Here is a 20,551-nt window from a genome sequence, read left to right as displayed (position 1 = left end):
GTCGTCCGCCCGGACCGTACGCCTCGGAAGGGTCCGCCCGTACCGTCCGCCTCGGAGCACGACGGGCGTACCGTCCGCCTCGGAGCACGACGGGCGTACCGTCCCCCTCAGAACGCCGCCCGTACCGCCCCGACCTCCGCGCCCCCGCCCAGCAGCGGCGCCCGGCCGATCCGGCCCAGCACCTCCGCCTCGACGCCCAGGAGCTGGAGCGCCCGTGCCAGCACCGGGCCCAGCGCCCGCGCCCCGCCGTCGTCGATCTTGAACGCGAGCGCGCGGCCGTCCGCCAGCGCCACCGCCTGGACCGCCTCCGCGCCCATCTTGGAGAGCGTCCCCGGCACCTCCCGCATCAGCCAGGTGTCGGAGCGCCGCGTGCCCGCCACGTACTCGGGGTGCGCCCGCATCGCCTCCGCGACGCGCCCCTCGGCCGTCGTCGGCGCCGCGAGGACGAAGTGCCGGAAGGCGCGGGCGAGTCCGGTGAGGCCGAGGGCCATCAGCGGGGCGCCGCAGCCGTCCGTACCGACCGTGGCGACGTGTTCCCCGGCCGCCTCCTCGATCACCGTGAGCACGAGTTGCTGCAACGGGTGGGCGGGGTCGAGGTAGTTCTCCGTCGGCCAGCCGTTGAGCGCGCAGACGGCGAGCATGGCCGTGTGCTTGCCCGAGCAGTTCATCGTGATCCGCTCGCGCACCCCGCCCGCGGCGAGGTACGACTCCGCCTCCACCGGATCGAGCGGCAGGTCCGGCGGGGTCTGGAGGTCGTCGGGGGTCAGCCCGTACTCGGCGAGCATCGTCCGTACGAGGTCGAGGTGGAAGCCCTCGCCGGAGTGGCTCGCGGCGGCCAGCGCCAGCCGCTCCCCGGAGAGTTCGAGTCCGGCCCGCAGCACGGCCGCCGCCTGCATCGGCTTGTTGCTGGAGCGCGGGAAGACCGGCGCGTCCGGATCACCCAGCTCCAGCTCGACCGTACCGTCGGCCGCGAGCAGCACCAGCGCGCCGCGGTGCCGTCCCTCGACGAAGCCGGACCGTACGACCTCGGCGAGTACCGGCGACGCCGCGTCCCGGGATATGCCGGGGCCCGTACCGGTGCCGGGGCCCGTGCCCGTCCCGGTGCCGGGACCGGTGCCACGGGACGTACCGGCCGCGGTGGACGTGCTGCTGGGCGTGGTGGAGGTCATCCTCGGCCTTCCGGAGGGACGGGACGGACCCCGCCCACGCGCGGACGGATCGGCGCCGGCGTGAGCAGGCCGCCTACATGAGCAGGTCGTCTACTTGTGCTTCGCCTTCACGGTACCTGCGCGCGATCTCCGCGCTGCAATCGTCCGCCGTCCGCTGGAGCTGGTGACGGCGGCGCGAGAGCTGACGCTCGTTGCGCACCAGCCGCCTCATCGCCGAGTGCAACTCCTCGTCCGTACGCGCCTCCAGATCCGACAGCTCCACCTCCGCCAGCGTCTCCGCGGCCAGCGCCCGGTACTCCGCGCTGCGCGGCGTGGAGAGCGTGACGTGCCGGGCGGAGCTGCGGTGCCGCGACGGGGCGTCGGTGAGGATCTCGGAGAGCCGGTCGAGCAACGGGGTCTCCGGGGCCGTACGGCGCGCCAACTCGGCCCGCAGGATGTCGATACGGCCCTGCAGCAGCCGCCGCAGATAGCTGAGGTCCCCCTCGTCCCGGTGCGAGTCCCGGCGCAGCGCGCGCAGTTCGGGCAGGAGCAGGACGCTGAAGTCGTACGGTCGCGGCGCGGGCAGCGCCGCCGTCCCCTCCCCGCCTCCCGGAGCCCCGCCCCCCACGCGTCCCCCGGGTCCGCCGCCCACGGGGCCACCGCTGCCGACCCCGCTGGTCGTACGGGTCGCCGGCGCGGGGCCGGGCGGCCTCGACCGCTGCTTCGGCTGTCCGGCGCCGGATGTGCTCGATGTGCTCATCGCGCGTACTTCCCCTCACTCCACTGGGGAGACCCGTCCCGCACACCGTTGGGGACCCCCATCCCTCGACGGGTGCCTGCCGCGCACCGCCTCTGTGCATCGTGCCACTCCCGGCACCGCGCAGGGGGGCGCTCCGCACCCGTTCGGCCCCGATAGGTTGGTCCGTATGCGAGCAGTGGTACAGAGGGTCGACGGCGCGAGTGTCGTCGCCGTGACCGGGTCCGGGACGGAAACCGTCGGCGAGATCGTCGGCGAAGGGCTGTGTGTGCTGGTGGGAGTCACCCACGAGGACACGGTGGAGCAGGCGCGGCGGCTCGCCGACAAGCTCTGGTCGATACGGATGCTGGAGGGCGAGAAGTCCTGTTCGGAGGCGAACGCCCCGCTCCTGGTGATTTCGCAGTTCACTCTCTACGGGGACGCCCGGAAGGGCCGCCGCCCCACCTGGAACGCCGCGGCGCCGGGTCCGGTGGCCGAACCGCTGGTCGACGCGGTGGTCGCGCGGCTGCGGGAGCTGGGGGCGAAGGTGGAGACGGGCCGGTTCGGAGCGGAGATGCGCGTCTCGCTCACGAATCACGGCCCGTTCACGGTGCTGCTGGACTTCTAGGGCCTCGCGTACCGGCCCGGCGGTACGGGAGGCCAACCGCCCCGGAGGTCAGGGCCGTACCGCCCCGACGGTTAGGGCCTCGCGTACCGCCCCGGCGGCTTTCCCGTACCGCCCCGGGGGCCTACGGCTCGACCACGACCTCCTGTGCCGCCGCCGTGTCCCCCGCCAGCAGCGGCGCGTCCACCGGCACATTGCGCTTGACCAGCGCCAGCGCGATCGGCCCCAGCTCGTGGTGGCGGGCCGAGGTGGTGACGAAGCCGAGCTGCCGCCCCTCGGCACCGTCCGCCGCGAGCCGCACCGGCGTGCCGTGCCCCGGGAGGTGGACATCGCTGCCGTCGAGGTGCAGGAAGACCAGCCGGCGCGGCGGCTTCCCCAGGTTCTGGACGCGCGCCACGGTCTCCTGGCCCCGGTAGCACCCCTTGTCGAGGTGGACCGCGCCGCCGATCCACCCCACCTCGTGCGGGATGGTCCGGTGGTCGGTCTCGAAGCCGAGCCGCGGCCGGTGCGCCTCGACGCGGAGCGCCTCGTACGCGAGGATCCCCGCCGGCGGACCGTGCTGCTCCGCGTACGCCGTCAGCCCGTCGCGCGGCAGGAAGAGATCACGGCCGTACGGGGTCTCCCGTACGACGGCGCCCTCCGGTGGAGCGGCGATGGAGCCGGCCGGGAGGTGCACCACCGCGAAGTCGTCGGTACGGTCCGCGACCTCGACCCGGTAGAAGAACTTCATCGACTCCAGGTAGTCCACCAGGGCTTCCCGCGTCCCCGGCTCCACGTGCGCCCAGACCGTCGCGCCGTCGTCCACGAGGTACAGGGCGTGCTCGACATGGCCGTGCGCGGAGAGGATCAGCGCCTCGGTGGCCCGGCCCACGGGCAGCTCCGTGACGTGCTGGGTGAGCAGCAGGTGCAGCCAGCTCAGCCGGTCGTCGCCGGTGACGGTGACGACGCCGCGGTGGGAGAGGTCGACGAAGCCGGTGCCGTCGGCGAGGGCGCGTTGTTCCCGGAACAGGTCGCCGTAGTGCGCGGCGACGCCTTCGTCCTGGCCTTCGGCCGCGACGGCTCCGGGCAGGGTGAGGAGAGGGCTGGTGGTCGAGTGTCGCTGCATAGTCATGAAGCCTACGACTCACCCGGGCGGCGCCGGCTCACCCGGCGGCGTCACCGTCCGCGGCACGGGCCGTGCACTCCCGGCAGCGGCCGAAGATCGCGAAGTGCTTCATGTCCGTGGTGAAGCCGAAGTCGCGGCGCAGCTTGGCCGTGAACTCGGCGGCGACCTCGGTGTCCGCCTCGATCACCTCCGTGCAGTCCCGGCAGACCAGGTGTATGTGGTGGTGCCGGTCGGCCAGGTGGTACGTCGGAGCGCCGTGCCCGAGGTGGGCGTGCGAGACGAGGCCCAGCTCCTCCAGCAGCTCCAGCGTCCGGTAGACCGTGGAGATGTTCACCCCGGAGGCGGTTCTGCGGACCTCGCAGAGGATGTCGTCCGGCGTCGCGTGTTCGAGGGAGTCGACGGCTTCGAGGACAAGCTGGCGCTGAGGGGTCAGCCGGTAGCCGCGCTGCCGCAGATCGCTCTTCCAGTCGGTGCTCACCACGCCCCCCAGTGTAGGCAGGCGTGGCGGCGGCCCGGACGCGACTTATTACGGCGGCTCTTCTGCGGCGGACCACTTGACGCGGCCCACCCGTGCCGGACCACCTGGGGCGGACTGCTTGTCGCGAACTACTTGCTGCGGACTACTTGTCGCGGACTACTTGAAGAAGGCGATGCCGTCGTCCGGGAGGTCACCGAGGTCCTTGGCCCACTCGGCGACCTGCTCGGGGCTGACGGTCTTCTTCAGGTGCGCCGACATGTACGGGCGCAGCGGCACCTCCGGGGTGGACTTCTCGCCCACCCACATCAGGTCGCCCTTGACGTACCCGTAGAGCCGCTTGCCCCCGCTGTAAGGACCGGAGGCCGCCGTGCGGGCCACCGCGTCGGTCACCAGGTCGATCTGCGGCTTCTGGTCCCCCAGCTCGCCGTACCAGACCTCGACGACGCCCTGGTCCCGCACCATGACGACCTCGACCTTGCGGTCCTTGTCGATGCGCCAGAAGCCGGACTCGGACTCGATCGGCCTGACCTTCTTGCCCTCGGCGTCGAGCGCCCAGGTGTGCGACACGTACTCGATGAAGTCCCGGCCGTCGTGGCTGAAGGAGACTTCCTGCCCGAAGTTGGCCTTCTCCTCACCGGGGAAGTCGAAGACGCCGACGCCTTCCCAGTCGCCGAGGAGGAAGACGAGCGGAACGAGGTCCGGGTGCAGGTCGGAAGGGATCTCGATCATCAGCGCTGGCCCTGGTAGAGCTTCTTCACGGCCAGACCGGTGAAGGCGAGCACGCCGACACAGACAAGGACCAGCAGGGCGGTGAAGAAAGCCTCAAGCACGGGGTGCTCCTCGGATGAACGATATGACGCGGTACGGGCCGGGCCCCAGCCTAGTGGGTGGGGCGCCGGCCCTCTCGACGAGGTGCGCCGACGGGCGTAAGGGCCGCCCGCCGGCCGCGTACCCAGCCGCGTACCCGGCCGGGCTCAGCCGAGGAGCTGGCCCTGGAGCACCACTGTCTGATGGAAGGGAACGCGGGCGGCGCCACCCTTCTTCTCGTGGACGATCAGCGCGACGGTGTCACCCCCGGTGACATACGCGTGCCGGGCCTGCGTCGCGCCGTACGGCTCCGGCTCGACGTACACATCGGTACTCACGAACATCTCGGAGCCGGGCGCCGCGTCCGGCCACGACGCGTCCGGTTCCGCGCCGGGTGCGGCCGCCAACGATTTGCCCACGCCGCTCCCGAGCACCGAGTCGTGCTTGAAGCCGGCCGCGAGACCGGACGACGGGAACCGCAGGAGGTAGACCCTGGAGACCGTGCCGTCCGGCATGGTCCAGCCCCGGGCGGCGACGTGCCGTACGGCGTAGTCGTCCAGCAGCACCGAGAGTGCGGCGCGCTGGTCGGGGGCGTACTCGGACACGTACCGCTCCGTGCTCACCCAGCCGCCGGTCAGCTCCTTGTCCGGCGTGGCACCGGCAGGGGCCCGGAGCAGCAGCGCCCGGAGATCGGCGTGGTGGATCTCTCCGGCGTTCTCCGGGTTGAAGGGACGCGGAGTACCGACCGGCAGGGCGGGCAGCGAGAGCTCCGGGTAGTCCCAGCGTCCGTCGCCGCGTGTCGAGAGCCCTGGGAGGTCGGTGCGCTCCATCCCGCTGAGGCCGTACGCCACACCGGTGCCGAGCCCGGCGAAAACGGCCCCGGCGAGGGCCCAACGGGCGACCGCGCGCAGCAGGCGACGGGGCGGGCGGGGAGCCGGAACGGGGGCGGAGGCCGGGGAGGACTCGTCCGCCGCCGGGGAGGCGGTCTGCTCGCTCATACGGACTCCCCCGGGGAGGCGAGGTGGTCGAGCTGATCCTTCACCAGTTCGGTGAGGGTGAACCGGTTGAGCGGCTTCATGCCCTCCGCGGCCACGGTGACGGCGGTCCCGCCCTCATACGCCACGCAGGTCACCGACTCGATACCGTCCACGTCGCTCCCGGGCTCCAGGAAGCATGCGGAGTGCTTGCTGCCCTCTATCACCGGCCCCTTGCTCGCTCCGGGCCGCTGGGACGCCACCTCGTACCAGGACCGCGCGGTCGCGCGGTCCTTGAAAGCGACGAGGGACACGTCGGCGGTGAGGGAACCCTGCCCGTTCCCACCCTTCAAGCGGTACGAGCGGAGCGCAAGCCCTTCGATCCCCATCCTGTCGATCTCCTTGTACACCTCCTGGCGTACGGCGGCGGAGTAATCGGCGCCGACGGCCTTCACCAGCTCGATCGCCTTCTTGCCGGTCAGCTCGGTGTCGTTGCCGTATTCGCCGATGTCGGGTCCGAGCAGGTAGCCCGGCGGCACCGGCAGCAGCTTCCTGGTCAGGTCGGTGTCGGCGCGGCCTCTGCCGATGTCCCCGGCCGGGTCCTTGGGCGGCTTGGCCCGGCTCTCCGCCCAGACCGTGGTGGGAGCGCTCCGGTCCGCTCCGTCGACGACGGCTCCGACGAACACGGACCCGCCGACGAGGGCACCGGCGACGAGGAGCGCGGGCAGCGCGGTCCCGAGGAACCGGTGGGTGCGGTGGTCGTTCACAGGCGCTCCAACTGGCGCTCGATCAGTGTCCGGATGTCCTTCTTGCTGATCGGCTCACTGTCGAAAAGGTTGATCTTGATGAGCACATCGCCCCGATGGGCGGCGGCGTACGCCCGGAACCGCGGACGATCGACCGCGGAACCGGCGTCGTAGACGTAGTAGCGGCCCTTGGCCGTGCCCTTGACGGGATCGCCGGCGTTACCGGATCGCGTGATCATTCCCAGGGGCAGCATGTCCAGGTCGGCCGGACCCTGCGCGTTGATGCTCGGACGGTACTGGACCAGGACGAGGTTTCCCTGCCGGCCGCCGCTCTCTTCCCAGGCCCTGCCCGCGATCCGGCGGGTGCCGTTCTCCAGCATCGAGGAGAACGAATAGCCGCCGCCGTCGAAGTAGTGGGCGTAGGCCCTCAACGGTACCCAGCCGTTGTCGAGCCAGGGTGCCGCGATCTCCCGCGCCCCGGCGGGCCCGCCGATCAGCAGCTCACGCAGATCGCCGTCCGTCCTGACCTGGTGGTCCTCCTCGGCGGTGAGCGGCTCCGCCTCCTCCCCCGCCGGCAGGGGTTTCGCCGGATACCCGAGCCCCTGCTGGGCGAGCGGCGGCAGGGGCGTCGGCGGGCGGTCGGCCTGGATCGCGTACCCCGTGGCCGTGCCGCCGACGATGCCGAGCACGGCCGCCACGGCGATCAGCAGTGCCGTACGGCCGCGTCTTCGGGCCGGTAAGGCCGCCGGAGGCGGCGGCTGTGTCTCCGAAGCATCGGTCGGCTCCGGAGCTTGCTGAGCTTCCAAAAGAGTCCCCCCACGAGACCTGAGGCGCGGGTTCCGTTACCCGCGCACAGATCCGACCCGCCAGGCCGCGGGGAGGTTGTAGGGCGGCGGATTACGATTCGGCACATGCAATCCGCGCAGAACGCCAAGAAGCTCGTGATCAAAGTGACCGCCGGGGCCGACGCCCCCGAGCGCTGCTCCCAGGCCTTCACGGTGGCCGCGGTCGCCGTGGCGAGCGGGGTGGAGGTGTCGCTGTGGCTGACCGGCGAATCGGCGTGGTTCGCGCTGCCGGGACGGGCCGCCGAGTTCGAACTGCCGCACTCCGCGCCGCTTCCCGAGCTGATCGAGTCGATCCAGGCGGCGGGCCGGATCACGCTGTGCACGCAGTGCGCGGCCCGGCGGGACATCACGGAGCAGGACGTGCTGGACGGGGTACGGATCGCGGGCGCGCAGGTCTTCGTCAGCGAGATCATGGCGGACGGCGTCCAGGCACTCGTCTACTGACGGCCGCGCCTCAGTCGTACCGGCGGCCGCGCCTCAGTCGTACCGGCGGCCGCGCCTCAGTCGTACCGGCGGCCGTGCCTCAGTCGCCCTCGGGCCGGGCCAGGGCGGTCAGTCCCGGAACGACGAGGGTGAGCCAGCGGGCACGGGCGGCGGGGGGCCGGTCGGTGGGGGCGGTGGAGAACAGCAGGTAGATGTCGTCGACGGTGACGTCGGGATGGATGTCGCCGTCGGCCTGACCGGCGCGGATGAGAGCGGCGACAGCCGCCCCCGCGCGGTCCTCGTCGGCCCGGTCGCCCGGCTCGGCGCCCAGGGTCTGGGCGGCGGCCTTGACGGCGCGGTCGGTCACGGACACCTCGACGACGCGGCCGAGGAACGCGGCCAGCTCGTCCACGGCGCGCGCGCCGGCGCCGACGCGCGCGAGCGCGGCATGGGCGTCCTCGGCGACATGGGTGACGTACTCGGCGACGACGGCCGCGACCAGTTCCGTCTTGGTGGGGAAGTGCCGGTACAAGGTCCCCACGGCCACGCCCGCCGCGGCGGCGATCTCGTCCATCCCGACCTCGGGCCCATGCAGGGTGATCTGCTCCCCGCCCGCAGCGAGGATCTTCTTGCGGTTGCGGACCGCGTCGGCGCGCGGCGCCCTGGCCTGGGTCACGGGATTCGCCTGCCCTTCTCTTCGCATCCAGCACGTGCATCTTCGCATCCAGCACTTGCACCAAAGTGAACCAAGGTTCAGGATAGAGAGTGAACCGAAGTTCATCTTACGTGTGAGGACACACCATGCCCACCAAGACCGCCCTCGTCACCGGTGCCTCCTCCGGCATCGGCGAGGCCACCGCCCTCAAGCTGCACGAACTCGGCTACACCGTCTACGGGGCCGCCCGCCGCACCGACCGGCTCCAGAAGCTCGCCGACCGCGGCATCCGCCCCCTGGCGATGGACGTCACCGACGACGCGTCCATGCGAGGCGGCGTCGACCGCATCATGGCCGAGACGGGCCGCGTCGACGTCCTGGTCAACAACGCCGGTTACGGCTCCTACGGCGCCCTCGAAGACGTCCCCTTGGACGAGGCGCGCCGCCAGTTCGAGGTCAACGTTTTCGGCGCCCTGCGCCTGGCCCAGCTCGTGCTGCCCCACATGCGCGCCCAGCACTCCGGCACCGTCGTCAACATCACCTCCATGGGCGGCAAGATCTACACCCCCCTCGGCGGCTGGTACCACGGCACCAAGTTCGCCCTCGAAGCCCTCAGCGACTGCCTGCGCCTGGAGGCCGGCCCCTTCGGCATCAATGTCGTCGTCATAGAACCGGGCGGCATCGCCACCGAATGGGGCGGCATCGCCGCCGACAAACTCAAGGACTCCTCCGGCAGCGGCCCCTACGCAGGCCAGGCCACGGCCGTGGCCACCGCCCTGCGCTCCGAGGCCGGCACCCGCCGCAACTCCCCGCCCAGCGTCATCGCCGACGCCATCGCCAAGGCCGTCACCGCCCGCCGCCCCCGGACCCGCTACGCCACCGGCTTCGGCGCCCGCCCCCTCATCGCCCTGCGCCGCGTCCTGCCCGACCGCGCCTTCGACGCCGCCATCTCCCGCGCGGTCGGCATGCCCCGCTGAACGATCCGGGGCGGGTGGGCCGTTAATCGGTTGACCGGGTGGCACCGTCTGGGCAGGCTCCAGCCAGGACCTGGACGAACGCCTTCCTGAATCGGGGACCGAGGGATGACTTCCCACCTCCACGCGCTGTGCCTCGACGCGCACGACCCGCGCCGCCTCGCGGACTTCTGGGCCGGCGTCCTGGGCTGGGAGCCCATCGACGACGCCCACAACGCCCACGACGCCCACAACGGCCTCACCCTCCTCCCTAGCGACGACACCGGGTTCCGACTCCGGTTCCTCCCTGCGCAGGAGCCGAAGACCGCCCAGAACCTGATGCACTTCGACCTGACGAGCACGTCCCTGGAGGACCAGCGGGAGACGGTGGCGAGGGCGCTCGCACTCGGCGGCCGGCACATCGACATCGGTCAGCGCCCGGAGGAGGGTCATGTGGTGCTCGCCGACCCCGAGGGCAATGAATTCTGCGTCATCGAACCGGGCAACAACTTCCTCGCCGACTGCGGATTCATCGGGGCGCTCGCCTGCGACGGCTCGCAGGAGGTCGGCTACTTCTGGAGCGCGGCGCTGGGCTGGCCGCTGGCCTGGGACCAGGACCAGGAGACCGCGATCCGCTCGCCGCACGGGGGCCCGAAGGTCACGTGGGGCGGTCCGCCGCTGATGCCAAGGACCGGGAAGAACCGGCTCCGTTTCGACCTCGCTCCCCCTGCCGGCGGTGATCAGCAGGCGGAGGTCGACCGGCTCACCTCCCTCGGGGCGACGCGGATCGACCTCGGCCAGGACAAGGCCGGCCGAGTGATGATGACGGACCCCGACGGCAACGAGTTCCGCGTGCTGACCGTTCCTCAGGGCTGATCAGCGGTCCCCCCTGCCTCGATCGGCAAGAACTTGCGGGAGCCCCCGGCCGCAAGTTCTTGCCGAGGCTCCCGCAGCAGGGATCAGGCGGCCCGCTCCACCTTCTCCTCCCGCGCCTGACCGTCAACATCGGGCACGCCCGGCCACACCAGACGGGAAACACATCCCTCGGCCCGCCCGAAATACCGCACGGCGCGATCCGCCGAGGCCAGCCGCCACCGTGACTCGCTCTCGACCGAGGTGACCTCGGCCTTCCCATCCCCGTAGTCCAGCCCCCACGCGACGACGACCGCGTCCCGGTCCTGGTCCCCCGGGCCCTCGCGGTACTCCACGACGACCGCGAAGAGCCGGGGTGCGGTGTCACGGACGAGTTCGTACACCTCCTGCTCGAACTCCCGCTCAAAATCGGACGACTCCGGGGCAGGGTCCTGCGGCGATGCGGTCACGGAAATTCCCTATCGGGAGACGGGCAGAGCATGTGATGAGGTATTGAGCATGTCCCACTACGACTGGCAGAAGTCTTCCTACAGCGGAACCGCCGGCAACTGCGTCAATGTCGCCGCAGCCGACGACGGAACCGTCAAGCTCCGCGAGAGCGACGAGCCCGGCATCATCGTCACCGCCACCCACAAGAACCTCTCGGTCTTCATACGCGGCGTCAAAGCAGGTCAGTTCGACCACTTCATCAGCGGGACCTGACCCAGCAGGCCGTGCGGGCCACTGGCCCTGACGCCGAGGACCGGGAAGAGCCGGCTCCATTTCGACCTCACTCCCCCGCCGGCGGTGATCAGCAGGCGGAGGCCGACCGGCTCGTCTGCCTGGCGCGACGCGGACCGGCGGAAACAGGCAGCCGAAGGCCGTCGCCTCTACCGTGGAAGAAGAGGAAGGGGCGGCCACGGCAGCCCGGACCGGCGTGGCCCGCCCGACACCACGACGCCGGGGAGCGCCATGTCTCGCAACAGCAACCTCGCCACCTTGGAAAAGCTCGGAACAGCGGTCAACGAGAACCGTCTCGGCGAACTCGACGCCTATTTCGTCTCCGATTCGCTGGATCACGACCCGGCTCCCGGCCAGGTCCCGGGGCCCGAGGGCTACGAAGAAATGTTCGCCACGATGCGGCGGGCCTTCCCGGATCTGCACATCGAGGTCGAGCACGTCGTCGCCACCGACGACGAAGTCGCCTTCGCGTACACGATCACGGGTACCCACCTCGGTGAGCTGATGGGGCACGCCGCGACGGGACGGACGGTGAGCTACCGGGGCATGCAGATCAGCCGGTTCGCCGACGGAAAACTCGTCGAGCGCTGGGGCAGCAGCGACGAACTCGGCATGCTGCGTCAGCTCGGCCTCGCGATGTGACGGGCCCTGGCCGACCGCTGCTGTCGCGCTACGGGCGGTTCCGGCGCTCCAGCTCGTCCAGCCAGCGGTCCGCCTCGTCGTTCTCGTGGCCCTGCGGGGGCTCGTCCCACCAGCGGTCGTCCTTGTCCTTCGTGTTGCCCACGATGGCGGCGATCGGCGGGATCAGCAGGGCGACCACGCAGAGCGCGATGGCCGCGGGGACGGACCAGATACGCACGAAGGCCCAGGCGGAGACGAAGAGGAAGAGACATCCGCCCATCAGCGTGAAATACCGGCGACGGCGTCGCGCGTACATACCTTCAGCGTACGACTCGCAGGGGCCGACCGGAACGCCGACCGGAACGGAGCCGGAGCAGCGCGTAGGGCCGCACCCCGGTCCCCCCGGGGTGCGGCCCTACGCGTGCGCGAGCGTCAGACCGCGATCGCGACCTCGGAGAGGCCACCGGTCTGCGCGACGACCGTACGGTCGGCCGAGCCGCCGGGGACGAGGGCGCGCACCGTCCACGTACCCTCGGCCGCGTAGAAGCGGAACTGTCCGGTCGCTGAGGTCGGCACCTCCGCGGTGAACTCGCCGGTCGAGTCCAGCAGGCGTACGTAACCGGTGACGGGCTCACCGTCGCGGGTCACCGAGCCCTGGATCGTGGTCTCGCCGGGCTTGATCGTCGAAGCGTCGGGGCCACCGGCCTGTGCTCCACACATATTGTTCAGTCCTCCAGGTCGGGGCGGGATTACTTGTTGGCGCCGAGTTCGATCGGCACGCCGACGAGCGAGCCGTACTCGGTCCACGAACCGTCGTAGTTCTTGACGTTGTCGACACCGAGCAGCTCGTGCAGGACGAACCAGGTGAGCGCCGAGCGCTCACCGATGCGGCAGTAGGCGATCGTGTCCTTCGCCAGGTCGACCTGCTCCTGCGCGTACAGCTCCTTCAGCTCGTCGTCCGACTTGAAGGTTCCGTCGTCGTTGGCGTTCTTCGACCACGGGATGTTGCGCGCGGACGGGATGTGGCCCGGACGCTGCGACTGCTCCTGCGGCAGGTGCGCCGGGGCGAGCAGCTTGCCGCTGAACTCGTCGGGCGACCGGACGTCGACCAGGTTCTTCGTGCCGATCGCGGCGACCGCGTCGTCGCGGAAGGCGCGGATCGAGGTGTCCTGGGCCTTCGCCGTGTACGTGGTGGCGGCGCGGGTCGGGACGGCCTCGACCAGGTCGCGGGAGTCCAGCTCCCACTTCTTGCGTCCACCGTCGAGGAGCTTGACGGAGTCGTGGCCGTAGAGCTTGAAGTACCAGTACGCGTAGGACGCGAACCAGTTGTTGTTGCCGCCGTAGAGGACGACGGTGTCGTCGTTGGCGATGCCCTTGGCCGAGAGGAGCTTCTCGAAGCCCTCCTGGTCGACGAAGTCACGGCGGACCGGGTCCTGGAGGTCGCTCTTCCAGTCGATCCTGACCGCGTTCTTGATGTGGTTCTTGTCGTAGGCCGAGGTGTCCTCGTCGACCTCGACGATGACAACCTTCGGGTCGTCGATGTGGGCCTCGACCCAGTCGGCGTCGACCAGAACGTCGCTGCGGCTCATGCTTTTCTCCTCCGGGGCAGTGTGCGGGGGGCAGTGTGCTGCGAGGTGATGGTGCGGGCGTACGGCGCGCGAGTGGCCCTGAGAGCGCTCGAAGGGCCCGGGAAGACGGGGCGGGGAGTATGCGGGACTGAACGTCCCGCCGGTCCGGCGTCCCGCTCAGGCAGTGCGACAGAGCATGGCGGCGACGCGGCACAGGTCTACTGCCCGCCGCTTCGTGAGGTCCGCCTGTCCCCGCTGAGGGAGACCGCCGATAAAGCACTGCATGGGTCCGATCGTAGGGACGACCGGGCGGTCGTGTCACCGGTGTGTCACATGCCAAGACACGATCATCCACAATGTGGGACCTAAGGGTGGCATGTGAAGCCCGCCCGGGGAAGGCGGCGCGGCGCCCGGGCCCGCCCCGGCGGATCGGTGTGGGACGCCGTCCGGGAAGCGTCTGGGGAGCGGACGTGGCCGTCTCAGCATCCGGCCCGGCCGTACACATACCGGCCGTACACATACCGGCCGTACGCACATCGGTCGTACGCATTTCGGTCGGTCCGTACGCCGGACCGTTGCGCCGGGCCGTACGCAGCCGCCCGTCAGCCGGACAGGGAGACGTCCGTGCCCGTCCCGGAGAAGCTCAGGCCCGTCTCCGTCGCCGTGACCTTGTCGAGCTTGATGGTCGACGGCAGCCCGTCGATCTTCAGGTCGTAGTCGACGACCTCCCGTATCCGCTCCTCGGCCCCCGGCACGTACAGCTCGGGCAGGGTCGCCGCCTTCAGCCGGACCGTGTCGCCGTCGACCAGCGAGACCGCGCTGTACGCGGTGAGGGTCTTGCCGTCCAGCAGCCCCTTGAACGGGCCGGGGACGGTGATGCCCGCGCCGTCCAGCACGTCGCCCATCGGGCCCGAGAGCTTGACCTGCCCCTTGGCGGCCCGCTCGGCGCCCGCGTAACCGACCGTCGCGCCCTCCGGTGCGGAGCCCGAGAGGTCCGCGTACGAGATCCGCGCCGAACCGGTGGCGCTCGCCGCGGTCGCCGTCGAGAAGCTGCTGTCGAACTTCACGTCCTTCAGCTCCGCCTTGACCTCGGTCACCCGCACCGCGTGGCCGTCGGCGCTGGCGCTGACGCCGTCGAGGCTGATCCGGACGTCGTCCAGGGACGTGCTCACGACCTGGGTCAGGAAGGGGAACCCGTTGATCGAGACCTCCGGGTCGGAGCCGAGGCCCGCGCCGGACCTGATCCTGCTCGCCACCTGGTCCTCGGCGAAGGAGACCGCGACCCGGTCGGCCGCGACGAACAGCCCGCCGAAGACCACGACGAGTATCAGCAATGTCCGCAGTGCGCGCATCGTTCGGTGTCCCCAACCCTGGTCATGACCGGTCTGTGTGGTCCGGTTCGCTCCCCGGCCGTCCCCTGGTCGGATCCGGTCGTACTGTCGCAGGACGTTTGGCGGAGACGTACGGTTCCCGCCGTACGGTTCCCGCCGTCACCCGCCGTATGCCCGCGGCGGGCATCAGGCCAGCGCGCGGCCCAGCAGGTAGACGGCCGGCGCGGCGGCCGTGAGGGGCAGCGCCACCCCGGCCGTCATGTGCACGAACTTGGACGGGTAGTCGTAGCTCGCCGCCCGCAGCCCGACCAGCGCGCAGACGCCCGCTCCGAGCCCCAGCAGCGCGCCCTGGGCGCCCAGGTCCGTCAGCCCGCCCGCCACGATCCCGCCGCCCGCGCCGGCCAGCAGGGACACCGCGACCGAGACGAAGCCCGGCAGCGGCAGCGCGCGGGCGACCGTGGCCGCGGCGACCGCCACGCCGCCGACGACCACCGCGTCCGGGGCGCCGGCCAGGTGGCCCGCGGCCAGGATGGCGAGCGCGGCGGAGACGACGGTGGCCATCAGGCCCGTCATGCGCTCGTCGGCGCTCGCGCGGCTGCGCAACTGCAGGACGAGGACGAGCAGCACCCACACACCGAGGGTCCCGATGATCGCGGCGGGACCGTTGGCCCGGCCCGCGGCGAGCACGGCGATGTCCGCGACGACCCCGCCGAGGAAGGCGAGCGCGATGCCCTGCCGGGCCGGCCACATGCCGTTCAGCCGGAACCAGCCGGCCGCGGTGACGGCCTGGAGCAGCACGAGCGGTACGAGCAGCGCGTACGGGCCGAGGGCCGCGCCACCGACGAGCAGCAGCCCCAGCGCCGCCGTCAGCGCGGCCGGCTGGACACCCGGCGGGATGATCGGCGACCGGCCCTCGGCGCGGGCGCGCTGGGCGTCGGTGACGCGGGCGTTGCCGAGCGTGGTGGGCGCGCTGTAGCCGGCGGCGTCGAGGGAGCCGGGGCCGCCCGCCTGGGACTGCCCCTGGGCCTGTGCCTGGCCCTGTGCCTGGGGCTGAGGCTGGGGCCGGACCCCGGGCTGGGCCTGGGGGGCGTGCGGGGGCGCCTGCGCGGGCGCGGGGGTCGGGGCGTGAGCCGCCTGCGGCGGGGGCGTGTAGGCGCCCTGCGGCGGCAGGTACGCGGTGTCGGCAGCGGCGGCGGCCTGCTGCTGATACGGCTGCGCCGCCTGCTGCTGATACGGGTGGGGCTGGGCCGGGGCCTGCCCGTAGGACGGCTGCCCGTAGGTCCCCTGCACGGGCTGCGGAGCCGGCTGCTGCACGGGCTGCGGGGCCGACTGCTGGACCGGAGGCTGCGCGAGGGGCGGCACATGGGGCTGGTACTGGGTGTCCCAGGTCTGCCCCTCCCACGTCTGGGCGGCCTCCCCGCCCGGCTGCCCCGACCCGGCCTGCTCGGGCGCGGTCCACCCCTGGGCCGGATGCTGCGCGGCCGACGGGGACTGCGCGTGGAGCGGGCCGTCCTGCCCCTGGTCCGGCGGACCGAACTGCCCCTGCCGGCCGTGCTGCCCGTAGGGGTCCTGCTGCCCGTACGGATACTGCTGATCGTTGCTCATGATGTGCGGTTCACCCTCCTGCGAACGGCGGGAGCACCTCGACCGTGCCGCCCTCGGCAAGGCGTACGGTCTCATGCTCGCGAGTGCCCACGGGGTCACCGTCGACAATGAAGGAACACCTCTGGAGTACCCGGGTCAGCTCACCCGGGTGCCGGACCCGCGCGCCGTCGAGCGCCTCGGCCAGGCTGTCCGCCGCGTAGGGCTCCTCCGCGATGCCTGCCGCTGCTCTGGCCGCCGCCCAGTAGCGGATCGTGCCGGCTGCCATAGAGGCAACTCCTTTCGTCGGACTCCATGATGTACGGCGCGGACACGCCTCTGTGCGCCCCCTGTGCGATCCGCACAACCGGTGCCCGGCGGTCTACGGTCCAAGTCCTGCGTGAATCCCCCCGCGAACCCCCGGACGGACCCCCCGCGCGAAACCCTCCGTACACAGGCAGTACACCGCTTCTTCGTGCGCGTTCCGGGCCCTCCCCACGCGGTTCCGGTGCTGCTCAGAGGCGGTTCCACGGGCCTGCGCCCGGGGTCCGGCGGACCGGTGTCCTCGCATGATCTGCGCGATTGCCCCTCTGACACGGAAGGAATGTGGGTTATTCTCCTCCGAAGAGGATCCGGGCAAAGCAGCCCCCGGGTCCTTTTGTGTTTTCCGATCGTTGTTACAGCCAGATGTCACAGACGGAAGACACGGACATCCGGGCCGCGCCCCCGGGGACGAGGGGCAGCGCGGACCGTACGGCAGTACAACAGCAGTAGGCAGTAGGCATGACGCAGTAAGCATTGAGCAGTGAGCAGTGCCGCATACGTCCTCGCAGGGACCGAGGAGGAACCGACGTAATGGGCAAACGAACCGTGAACGACAACAGTCCGGGCAAGAGTCCCGGCAGGAGTCCGGCCGAGGCAGGTGAGCGGCGATGAGTTCTCTGCTGCTCCTGACGAACGCCCTCCAGCCCTCGACGGAGGTGCTGCCGGCCCTCGGACTGCTGCTCCACAACGTGCGGGTGGCCCCCGCCGAGGGGCCCGCCCTCGTCGACACCCCTGGTGCCGATGTGATCCTGATCGACGGCCGCCGAGACCTCCCGCAGGTGCGCTCGCTCTGCCAGCTCCTGCGCTCCACCGGACCCGGCTGCCCCCTGATCCTCGTCGTGACCGAGGGCGGTCTCGCCGCCGTCACCGCCGACTGGGGCATCGACGACGTCCTGCTCGACACCGCGGGCCCGGCCGAGGTCGAGGCGCGGCTGCGGCTCGCGATGGGCCGCCAGCAGATCCAGACGGACGACTCCCCCATGGAGATCCGCAACGGGGACCTGTCGGTCGACGAGGCCACCTACAGCGCGAAGCTGAAGGGCCGGGTCCTGGACCTGACCTTCAAGGAGTTCGAGCTGCTCAAGTACCTCGCGCAGCACCCCGGCCGGGTCTTCACCCGCGCCCAGCTCCTGCAGGAGGTCTGGGGGTACGACTACTTCGGCGGTACGCGGACGGTCGACGTGCACGTACGGCGGCTGCGCGCGAAGCTCGGCCCGGAGCACGAGTCCCTCATCGGGACCGTACGGAACGTGGGCTACCGCTTCGTCACCCCGGAGAAGGCCGAGCGCGGCTCCGAGGACGCCAGGGCGAAGTCCGCGGCCCGCGCGGAGGACCGTGCCGGGGACCGTACGGAGCCCCGTCACGAGAAGGCCGAGGCGCCCGGCAGCGACGCCGGAGCGGACGCGGCGCAGGAGTCGGTCGAAGAAGCCTCCGTACGGCCTGCCCAGCGATAGGTCACCACGCGTAGACTGCCGCGCGTGGCCAAGGTGACGCGGGACGATGTGGCACGGCTGGCGGGGACTTCCACCGCCGTCGTCAGCTATGTCATCAACAACGGACCCCGGCCGGTCGCCCCGGCCACGCGCGAGCGGGTGGTCAACGCCATCAAGGAGCTGGGGTACCGGCCCGACCGGGTCGCCCAGGCCATGGCGTCGCGGCGGACCGACCTCATAGGGATGGTCGTGCCCGACGCCCGGCAGCCCTTCTTCGCGGAGATGGCGCACGCGGTGGAGCAGGCGGCGGCCGAGCGCGGGAAAATGGTGCTGGTCGGCAACTCGGACTACCGCGACGAACGCGAGGTCCACTACCTGCGGGCCTTCCTCGGCATGCGGGTCTCCGGGCTGATCCTGGTCAGCCAGGGCTTCAGCGAGCGCGCGGCGGCCGAGATAGAGGCGTGGGACGCCCGGGTCGTGCTGCTGCACGAGCGCCCCGAGGGCATCGACGACGTCGCGGTCGTCACGGACGACATCGGCGGCGCGCAGCTCGCCACCCGCCACCTCCTGGAGCACGGCCACCCGTACGTCGCCTGCCTCGGCGGCGTCGAGTCGACCCCGGTGGTCGGCGACCCGGTGGCCGACCACGTGGAGGGCTGGCGCCGGGCGATGCTGGAGGCGGGGATCCCGGTGGAGGGGCGGCTCTTCCAGGCCCCGTACAACCGTTACGACACGTACCTGATCGCCCTGGAACTCCTCGCCCGCCCCGACCGGCCCTCGGCGATCTTCTGCTCCACCGACGACCAGGCGATCGGCGTCCTGCGCGCCGCCCGCGAGCTGCGCCTCGACGTCCCGGGCGACCTGGCGGTGGCCGGCTTCGACGACGTCAAGGAGGCGGGCCTGACGGATCCGCCACTGACGACGGTCTCCTCCGACCGGCCCGCGATGGCGCGGGCGGCGGTGGACCTGGTGCTGGACGACGGGCTGCGGGTGGCGGGCTCGCGGCGCGAGCGCGTGAAGCAGTTCCCGTCGGCGCTGATAGTGCGGCGCTCCTGCGGCTGCGCGTAGCCCCGGCCACGGAGCCGTGCGCGGCCCCGGGTCACGCACGGCCCCGGGTCGCGCACGGCCCCGGCCGGGCCGGCTGATCCGCTCGGCCTTTATATGGGGCATACGCGGTTTTGTTGCCCTTCTCAGCGCCTCCTCAGCCTGTTCTCATGTACGGCGCCGAGAGTCGTTGCCATGACCGACAACTACCGCGGCAGCGGCGACGCAGACAGCACGCAGCAGCACCCCACCCAGGGGTTCCAGGGCCCGGCCTACCCGCCGCCGCCCTCGTACGGTCCGGCATACTCCGCCACCCCCGCGCCCGGCCCCGCCGCCACTGCCGCGGGTCCGTACCCGCACGGTGCGCACGCCTCCGGCGGGACCGCGCGGCGCGCCAAGGCGCCTGTCGCGCTGCTGGCCGCGGTCGCGCTGGCCGCCGCCGTCGTCGGGGGCGGGTCGGCCGCGCTGATCGGCGCGTACACGGGGAACGGCAACGGCGTCGGCAACGGGGGCACCGCCGTCCACGGGACGACCGTCTCGCAGAGCAGCACGGGCACCGTCGCGGGTGTCGCGCAGTCCGTGTCCCCGGCGATCGTCGAGATCAACGCGGCCTCGAACAGCGGTGAGTCCACCGGTTCCGGCGTGATCATCACGTCCGACGGCGAGATCGTCACCAACAACCACGTCGTCGCCGGGGCCTCGTCCGTGAAGGTCCAGCTCAGCACCGGCAAGACCTACACCGCGAAGGTCGTCGGCACCGACCCGGACAAGGACCTCGCGCTGATCGAGCTGGAGGGCGCGAGCGGCCTGAAGACCGCCTCCCTCGGCGACTCCGGCCAGGTGAAGGTCGGTGACGAGGTCGTGGCCATCGGCTCCCCCGAGGGCCTGACCGGCACCGTCACCAGCGGGATCATCTCGGCCCTGAACCGCGATGTCACCGTCGCCAAGGACCAGGACCAGGGCCAGCAGCAACAGCAGGGCGGCAACGGCGGCGGCAACTGGCCGTTCGAGTTCGGCGGCCAGCAGTTCAACGGCGACACCGGCTCCTCGAAGACCACGTACAAGGCGCTCCAGACCGACGCCTCGCTCAACCCGGGCAACTCCGGCGGCGCCCTGATCAACATGAACGGCCAGATCATCGGCATCAACTCCGCGATGTACGCGCCGAGTTCGTCGTCCTCGATGGGTGGCTCCAGCGCCGGCAGCGTGGGCCTGGGCTTCGCCATCCCGATCAACACCGTCAAGGCGGACCTCTCGGCGCTGCGCTCCGGCGGCACCGGCTGATCTCGCCATCGCCGTGGACGACCACCCCGTACGACCCCGTACGACCCCGCAGGAGACAGTCATGAACGGCACCGACGCCCCCCTCACCCGTCCGGCGGGACCGAGCGATCTGGCGCTTCCGCTCGCCCTCGTCCATGATCTTGCCCAGGCCGCGGCGCCCACCCGCCGCGCCGACGAGATACGTACCGCCGCCGCGTCGAAGAGGCGTGGAACGGGCCGCCGCCGCAAGGCCGCCGTGCGAGGCTGAAGGCAGGCAGCACACCTCAGCGCCCACCCG

General features: G+C 71.5%; 27 protein-coding genes. 10 read left to right on the top strand and 17 right to left on the bottom strand.

Going from position 1 to position 20,551, the window contains the following annotated elements; genetic code table 11:
- Positions 1 to 107: 107 nt before the first annotated feature.
- A complete protein-coding gene (locus tag ACFXKG_RS34210) occupies positions 108 to 1,169 on the bottom strand; it encodes an asparaginase (protein WP_384847238.1) in 1,062 nt (353 codons plus the stop codon).
- A 73-nt stretch (positions 1,170 to 1,242) separates the two neighbouring features.
- A complete protein-coding gene (locus ACFXKG_RS34205) occupies positions 1,243 to 1,908 on the bottom strand; it encodes an ABC transporter substrate-binding protein (RefSeq protein WP_384847236.1) in 666 nt (221 codons plus the stop codon).
- 166 nt (positions 1,909 to 2,074) lie between these two features.
- Here ACFXKG_RS34205 and dtd point away from each other — a divergent pair, with 166 nt between their 5' ends.
- Entirely contained in the window at positions 2,075 to 2,512 is a 438-nt protein-coding gene (gene dtd / locus ACFXKG_RS34200) for a D-aminoacyl-tRNA deacylase (protein WP_365813658.1), read from the top strand.
- A 121-nt stretch (positions 2,513 to 2,633) separates the two neighbouring features.
- On the opposite strand, the gene ACFXKG_RS34195 is transcribed toward dtd, so the two are convergent.
- From ACFXKG_RS34195 to ACFXKG_RS34170, 6 genes are all read right to left on the bottom strand, one after another.
- Positions 2,634 to 3,614, bottom strand: coding sequence for a YgfZ/GcvT domain-containing protein (locus ACFXKG_RS34195; RefSeq protein WP_384847288.1), 981 nt, complete (start codon positions 3,612 to 3,614; stop codon positions 2,634 to 2,636).
- Between the two features lie 37 nt (positions 3,615 to 3,651).
- Positions 3,652 to 4,095 carry a Fur family transcriptional regulator gene (locus ACFXKG_RS34190; protein ID WP_382895110.1) on the bottom strand — a complete coding sequence of 148 codons (444 nt, stop codon included), beginning with the start codon at positions 4,093 to 4,095 and terminating at the stop codon, positions 3,652 to 3,654.
- Positions 4,096 to 4,248: 153 nt separating this feature from the next.
- Entirely contained in the window at positions 4,249 to 4,821 is a 573-nt protein-coding gene (locus ACFXKG_RS34185; protein WP_365813655.1) for an FABP family protein, read from the bottom strand.
- A 245-nt stretch (positions 4,822 to 5,066) separates the two neighbouring features.
- Positions 5,067 to 5,897, bottom strand: coding sequence for a hypothetical protein (locus tag ACFXKG_RS34180; protein WP_384847233.1), 831 nt, complete (start codon positions 5,895 to 5,897; stop codon positions 5,067 to 5,069).
- A complete protein-coding gene (locus tag ACFXKG_RS34175; protein WP_384847231.1) occupies positions 5,894 to 6,640 on the bottom strand; it encodes a hypothetical protein in 747 nt (248 codons plus the stop codon). Before ACFXKG_RS34175 ends, ACFXKG_RS34180 begins: the two co-directional genes overlap by 4 nt.
- Positions 6,637 to 7,317 carry a hypothetical protein gene (locus tag ACFXKG_RS34170; RefSeq protein ID WP_384847229.1) on the bottom strand — a complete coding sequence of 227 codons (681 nt, stop codon included), beginning with the start codon at positions 7,315 to 7,317 and terminating at the stop codon, positions 6,637 to 6,639. Before ACFXKG_RS34170 ends, ACFXKG_RS34175 begins: the two co-directional genes overlap by 4 nt.
- Before the next feature lie 213 nt (positions 7,318 to 7,530).
- On the opposite strand from ACFXKG_RS34170, the gene ACFXKG_RS34165 reads away from it, so the two are divergent.
- Entirely contained in the window at positions 7,531 to 7,908 is a 378-nt protein-coding gene (locus tag ACFXKG_RS34165) for a DsrE family protein (RefSeq protein ID WP_384847227.1), read from the top strand.
- Positions 7,909 to 7,987: 79 nt separating this feature from the next.
- Here ACFXKG_RS34165 and ACFXKG_RS34160 read toward each other — a convergent pair whose 3' ends face one another.
- Positions 7,988 to 8,563, bottom strand: a complete 576-nt coding sequence (locus ACFXKG_RS34160) for a TetR/AcrR family transcriptional regulator (protein WP_384847225.1) — start codon at positions 8,561 to 8,563, stop codon at positions 7,988 to 7,990.
- 125 nt (positions 8,564 to 8,688) lie between these two features.
- On the opposite strand from ACFXKG_RS34160, the gene ACFXKG_RS34155 reads away from it, so the two are divergent.
- Both ACFXKG_RS34155 and ACFXKG_RS34150 read left to right on the top strand, forming a co-directional pair.
- Positions 8,689 to 9,519: an oxidoreductase gene (locus ACFXKG_RS34155; protein WP_384847223.1), complete on the top strand. Its 831-nt coding sequence runs from the start codon at positions 8,689 to 8,691 to the stop codon at positions 9,517 to 9,519.
- Between the two features lie 105 nt (positions 9,520 to 9,624).
- Positions 9,625 to 10,371: a VOC family protein gene (locus tag ACFXKG_RS34150; protein WP_384847221.1), complete on the top strand. Its 747-nt coding sequence runs from the start codon at positions 9,625 to 9,627 to the stop codon at positions 10,369 to 10,371.
- 83 nt (positions 10,372 to 10,454) lie between these two features.
- On the opposite strand, the gene ACFXKG_RS34145 is transcribed toward ACFXKG_RS34150, so the two are convergent.
- A complete protein-coding gene (locus ACFXKG_RS34145) occupies positions 10,455 to 10,817 on the bottom strand; it encodes a hypothetical protein (protein ID WP_384847219.1) in 363 nt (120 codons plus the stop codon).
- Positions 10,818 to 10,866: 49 nt separating this feature from the next.
- Here ACFXKG_RS34145 and ACFXKG_RS34140 point away from each other — a divergent pair, with 49 nt between their 5' ends.
- Together ACFXKG_RS34140 and ACFXKG_RS34135 are read left to right on the top strand one after the other, a co-directional pair.
- Positions 10,867 to 11,070, top strand: a complete 204-nt coding sequence (locus ACFXKG_RS34140; RefSeq protein WP_384847217.1) for a DUF397 domain-containing protein — start codon at positions 10,867 to 10,869, stop codon at positions 11,068 to 11,070.
- 249 nt (positions 11,071 to 11,319) lie between these two features.
- A complete protein-coding gene (locus tag ACFXKG_RS34135) occupies positions 11,320 to 11,730 on the top strand; it encodes an ester cyclase (RefSeq protein WP_384847215.1) in 411 nt (136 codons plus the stop codon).
- 28 nt (positions 11,731 to 11,758) lie between these two features.
- Here the strand turns inward: ACFXKG_RS34135 and ACFXKG_RS34130 are convergent, their stop codons facing one another.
- The 7 genes from ACFXKG_RS34130 to ACFXKG_RS34100 form a co-directional block, all read right to left on the bottom strand.
- Positions 11,759 to 12,025, bottom strand: a complete 267-nt coding sequence (locus ACFXKG_RS34130) for a DUF3099 domain-containing protein (protein WP_384847213.1) — start codon at positions 12,023 to 12,025, stop codon at positions 11,759 to 11,761.
- 116 nt (positions 12,026 to 12,141) lie between these two features.
- Positions 12,142 to 12,429 (bottom strand): DUF1416 domain-containing protein, encoded by a 288-nt coding sequence (locus tag ACFXKG_RS34125; protein WP_030590573.1) that lies wholly within the window; start codon positions 12,427 to 12,429, stop codon positions 12,142 to 12,144.
- Between the two features lie 29 nt (positions 12,430 to 12,458).
- Positions 12,459 to 13,298 (bottom strand): sulfurtransferase, encoded by an 840-nt coding sequence (locus ACFXKG_RS34120; RefSeq protein WP_365813640.1) that lies wholly within the window; start codon positions 13,296 to 13,298, stop codon positions 12,459 to 12,461.
- 156 nt (positions 13,299 to 13,454) lie between these two features.
- Positions 13,455 to 13,562, bottom strand: a complete 108-nt coding sequence (locus tag ACFXKG_RS34115) for a putative leader peptide (protein WP_365813638.1) — start codon at positions 13,560 to 13,562, stop codon at positions 13,455 to 13,457.
- A 317-nt stretch (positions 13,563 to 13,879) separates the two neighbouring features.
- On the bottom strand, positions 13,880 to 14,629 hold the full coding sequence (locus ACFXKG_RS34110) for a DUF2993 domain-containing protein (RefSeq protein WP_384847210.1): 750 nt from the start codon (positions 14,627 to 14,629) through the stop codon (positions 13,880 to 13,882).
- 165 nt (positions 14,630 to 14,794) lie between these two features.
- Positions 14,795 to 16,213: a hypothetical protein gene (locus ACFXKG_RS34105; RefSeq protein ID WP_384847208.1), complete on the bottom strand. Its 1,419-nt coding sequence runs from the start codon at positions 16,211 to 16,213 to the stop codon at positions 14,795 to 14,797.
- Between the two features lie 10 nt (positions 16,214 to 16,223).
- Positions 16,224 to 16,478 carry a MoaD/ThiS family protein gene (locus ACFXKG_RS34100; protein WP_365813632.1) on the bottom strand — a complete coding sequence of 85 codons (255 nt, stop codon included), beginning with the start codon at positions 16,476 to 16,478 and terminating at the stop codon, positions 16,224 to 16,226.
- Positions 16,479 to 17,121: 643 nt separating this feature from the next.
- Here ACFXKG_RS34100 and ACFXKG_RS34095 point away from each other — a divergent pair.
- From ACFXKG_RS34095 to ACFXKG_RS34080, 4 genes are all read left to right on the top strand, one after another.
- Positions 17,122 to 17,967 carry a winged helix-turn-helix domain-containing protein gene (locus ACFXKG_RS34095; protein ID WP_384847206.1) on the top strand — a complete coding sequence of 282 codons (846 nt, stop codon included), beginning with the start codon at positions 17,122 to 17,124 and terminating at the stop codon, positions 17,965 to 17,967.
- 24 nt (positions 17,968 to 17,991) lie between these two features.
- Positions 17,992 to 19,014: a LacI family DNA-binding transcriptional regulator gene (locus ACFXKG_RS34090; protein WP_382895145.1), complete on the top strand. Its 1,023-nt coding sequence runs from the start codon at positions 17,992 to 17,994 to the stop codon at positions 19,012 to 19,014.
- Positions 19,015 to 19,185: 171 nt separating this feature from the next.
- Entirely contained in the window at positions 19,186 to 20,274 is a 1,089-nt protein-coding gene (locus ACFXKG_RS34085; RefSeq protein ID WP_384847203.1) for a S1C family serine protease, read from the top strand.
- A gap of 61 nt (positions 20,275 to 20,335) precedes the next feature.
- A complete protein-coding gene (locus tag ACFXKG_RS34080) occupies positions 20,336 to 20,521 on the top strand; it encodes a hypothetical protein (protein ID WP_384847201.1) in 186 nt (61 codons plus the stop codon).
- Positions 20,522 to 20,551 lie beyond the last annotated feature (30 nt).

Source organism: Streptomyces sp. NPDC059255 (assembly GCF_042752355.1).
In the GTDB taxonomy this organism is placed as follows: domain Bacteria; phylum Actinomycetota; class Actinomycetes; order Streptomycetales; family Streptomycetaceae; genus Streptomyces.
This window is presented reverse-complemented; position numbering and strand designations above follow the sequence as displayed.

Bases quoted from the DNA above. Each gene is read 5' to 3' on its own strand.
- ACFXKG_RS34210 (WP_384847238.1), bottom strand. From the start codon at position 1,169: ATGACCTCCACCACGCCCAGCAGCACGTCCACCGCGGCCGGTACGTCC.
- ACFXKG_RS34205 (WP_384847236.1), bottom strand. From the start codon at position 1,908: ATGAGCACATCGAGCACATCCGGCGCCGGACAGCCGAAGCAGCGGTCG.
- dtd (WP_365813658.1), top strand. From the start codon at position 2,075: ATGCGAGCAGTGGTACAGAGGGTCGACGGCGCGAGTGTCGTCGCCGTG.
- ACFXKG_RS34195 (WP_384847288.1), bottom strand. From the start codon at position 3,614: ATGCAGCGACACTCGACCACCAGCCCTCTCCTCACCCTGCCCGGAGCC.
- ACFXKG_RS34185 (WP_365813655.1), bottom strand. From the start codon at position 4,821: ATGATCGAGATCCCTTCCGACCTGCACCCGGACCTCGTTCCGCTCGTC.
- ACFXKG_RS34180 (WP_384847233.1), bottom strand. From the start codon at position 5,897: ATGAGCGAGCAGACCGCCTCCCCGGCGGCGGACGAGTCCTCCCCGGCC.
- ACFXKG_RS34165 (WP_384847227.1), top strand. From the start codon at position 7,531: ATGCAATCCGCGCAGAACGCCAAGAAGCTCGTGATCAAAGTGACCGCC.
- ACFXKG_RS34155 (WP_384847223.1), top strand. From the start codon at position 8,689: ATGCCCACCAAGACCGCCCTCGTCACCGGTGCCTCCTCCGGCATCGGC.
- ACFXKG_RS34150 (WP_384847221.1), top strand. From the start codon at position 9,625: ATGACTTCCCACCTCCACGCGCTGTGCCTCGACGCGCACGACCCGCGC.
- ACFXKG_RS34140 (WP_384847217.1), top strand. From the start codon at position 10,867: ATGTCCCACTACGACTGGCAGAAGTCTTCCTACAGCGGAACCGCCGGC.
- ACFXKG_RS34135 (WP_384847215.1), top strand. From the start codon at position 11,320: ATGTCTCGCAACAGCAACCTCGCCACCTTGGAAAAGCTCGGAACAGCG.
- ACFXKG_RS34130 (WP_384847213.1), bottom strand. From the start codon at position 12,025: ATGTACGCGCGACGCCGTCGCCGGTATTTCACGCTGATGGGCGGATGT.
- ACFXKG_RS34125 (WP_030590573.1), bottom strand. From the start codon at position 12,429: ATGTGTGGAGCACAGGCCGGTGGCCCCGACGCTTCGACGATCAAGCCC.
- ACFXKG_RS34120 (WP_365813640.1), bottom strand. From the start codon at position 13,298: ATGAGCCGCAGCGACGTTCTGGTCGACGCCGACTGGGTCGAGGCCCAC.
- ACFXKG_RS34115 (WP_365813638.1), bottom strand. From the start codon at position 13,562: ATGCAGTGCTTTATCGGCGGTCTCCCTCAGCGGGGACAGGCGGACCTC.
- ACFXKG_RS34110 (WP_384847210.1), bottom strand. From the start codon at position 14,629: ATGCGCGCACTGCGGACATTGCTGATACTCGTCGTGGTCTTCGGCGGG.
- ACFXKG_RS34105 (WP_384847208.1), bottom strand. From the start codon at position 16,213: ATGAGCAACGATCAGCAGTATCCGTACGGGCAGCAGGACCCCTACGGG.
- ACFXKG_RS34100 (WP_365813632.1), bottom strand. From the start codon at position 16,478: ATGGCAGCCGGCACGATCCGCTACTGGGCGGCGGCCAGAGCAGCGGCA.
- ACFXKG_RS34095 (WP_384847206.1), top strand. From the start codon at position 17,122: ATGAGTTCTCTGCTGCTCCTGACGAACGCCCTCCAGCCCTCGACGGAG.
- ACFXKG_RS34085 (WP_384847203.1), top strand. From the start codon at position 19,186: ATGACCGACAACTACCGCGGCAGCGGCGACGCAGACAGCACGCAGCAG.
- ACFXKG_RS34080 (WP_384847201.1), top strand. From the start codon at position 20,336: ATGAACGGCACCGACGCCCCCCTCACCCGTCCGGCGGGACCGAGCGAT.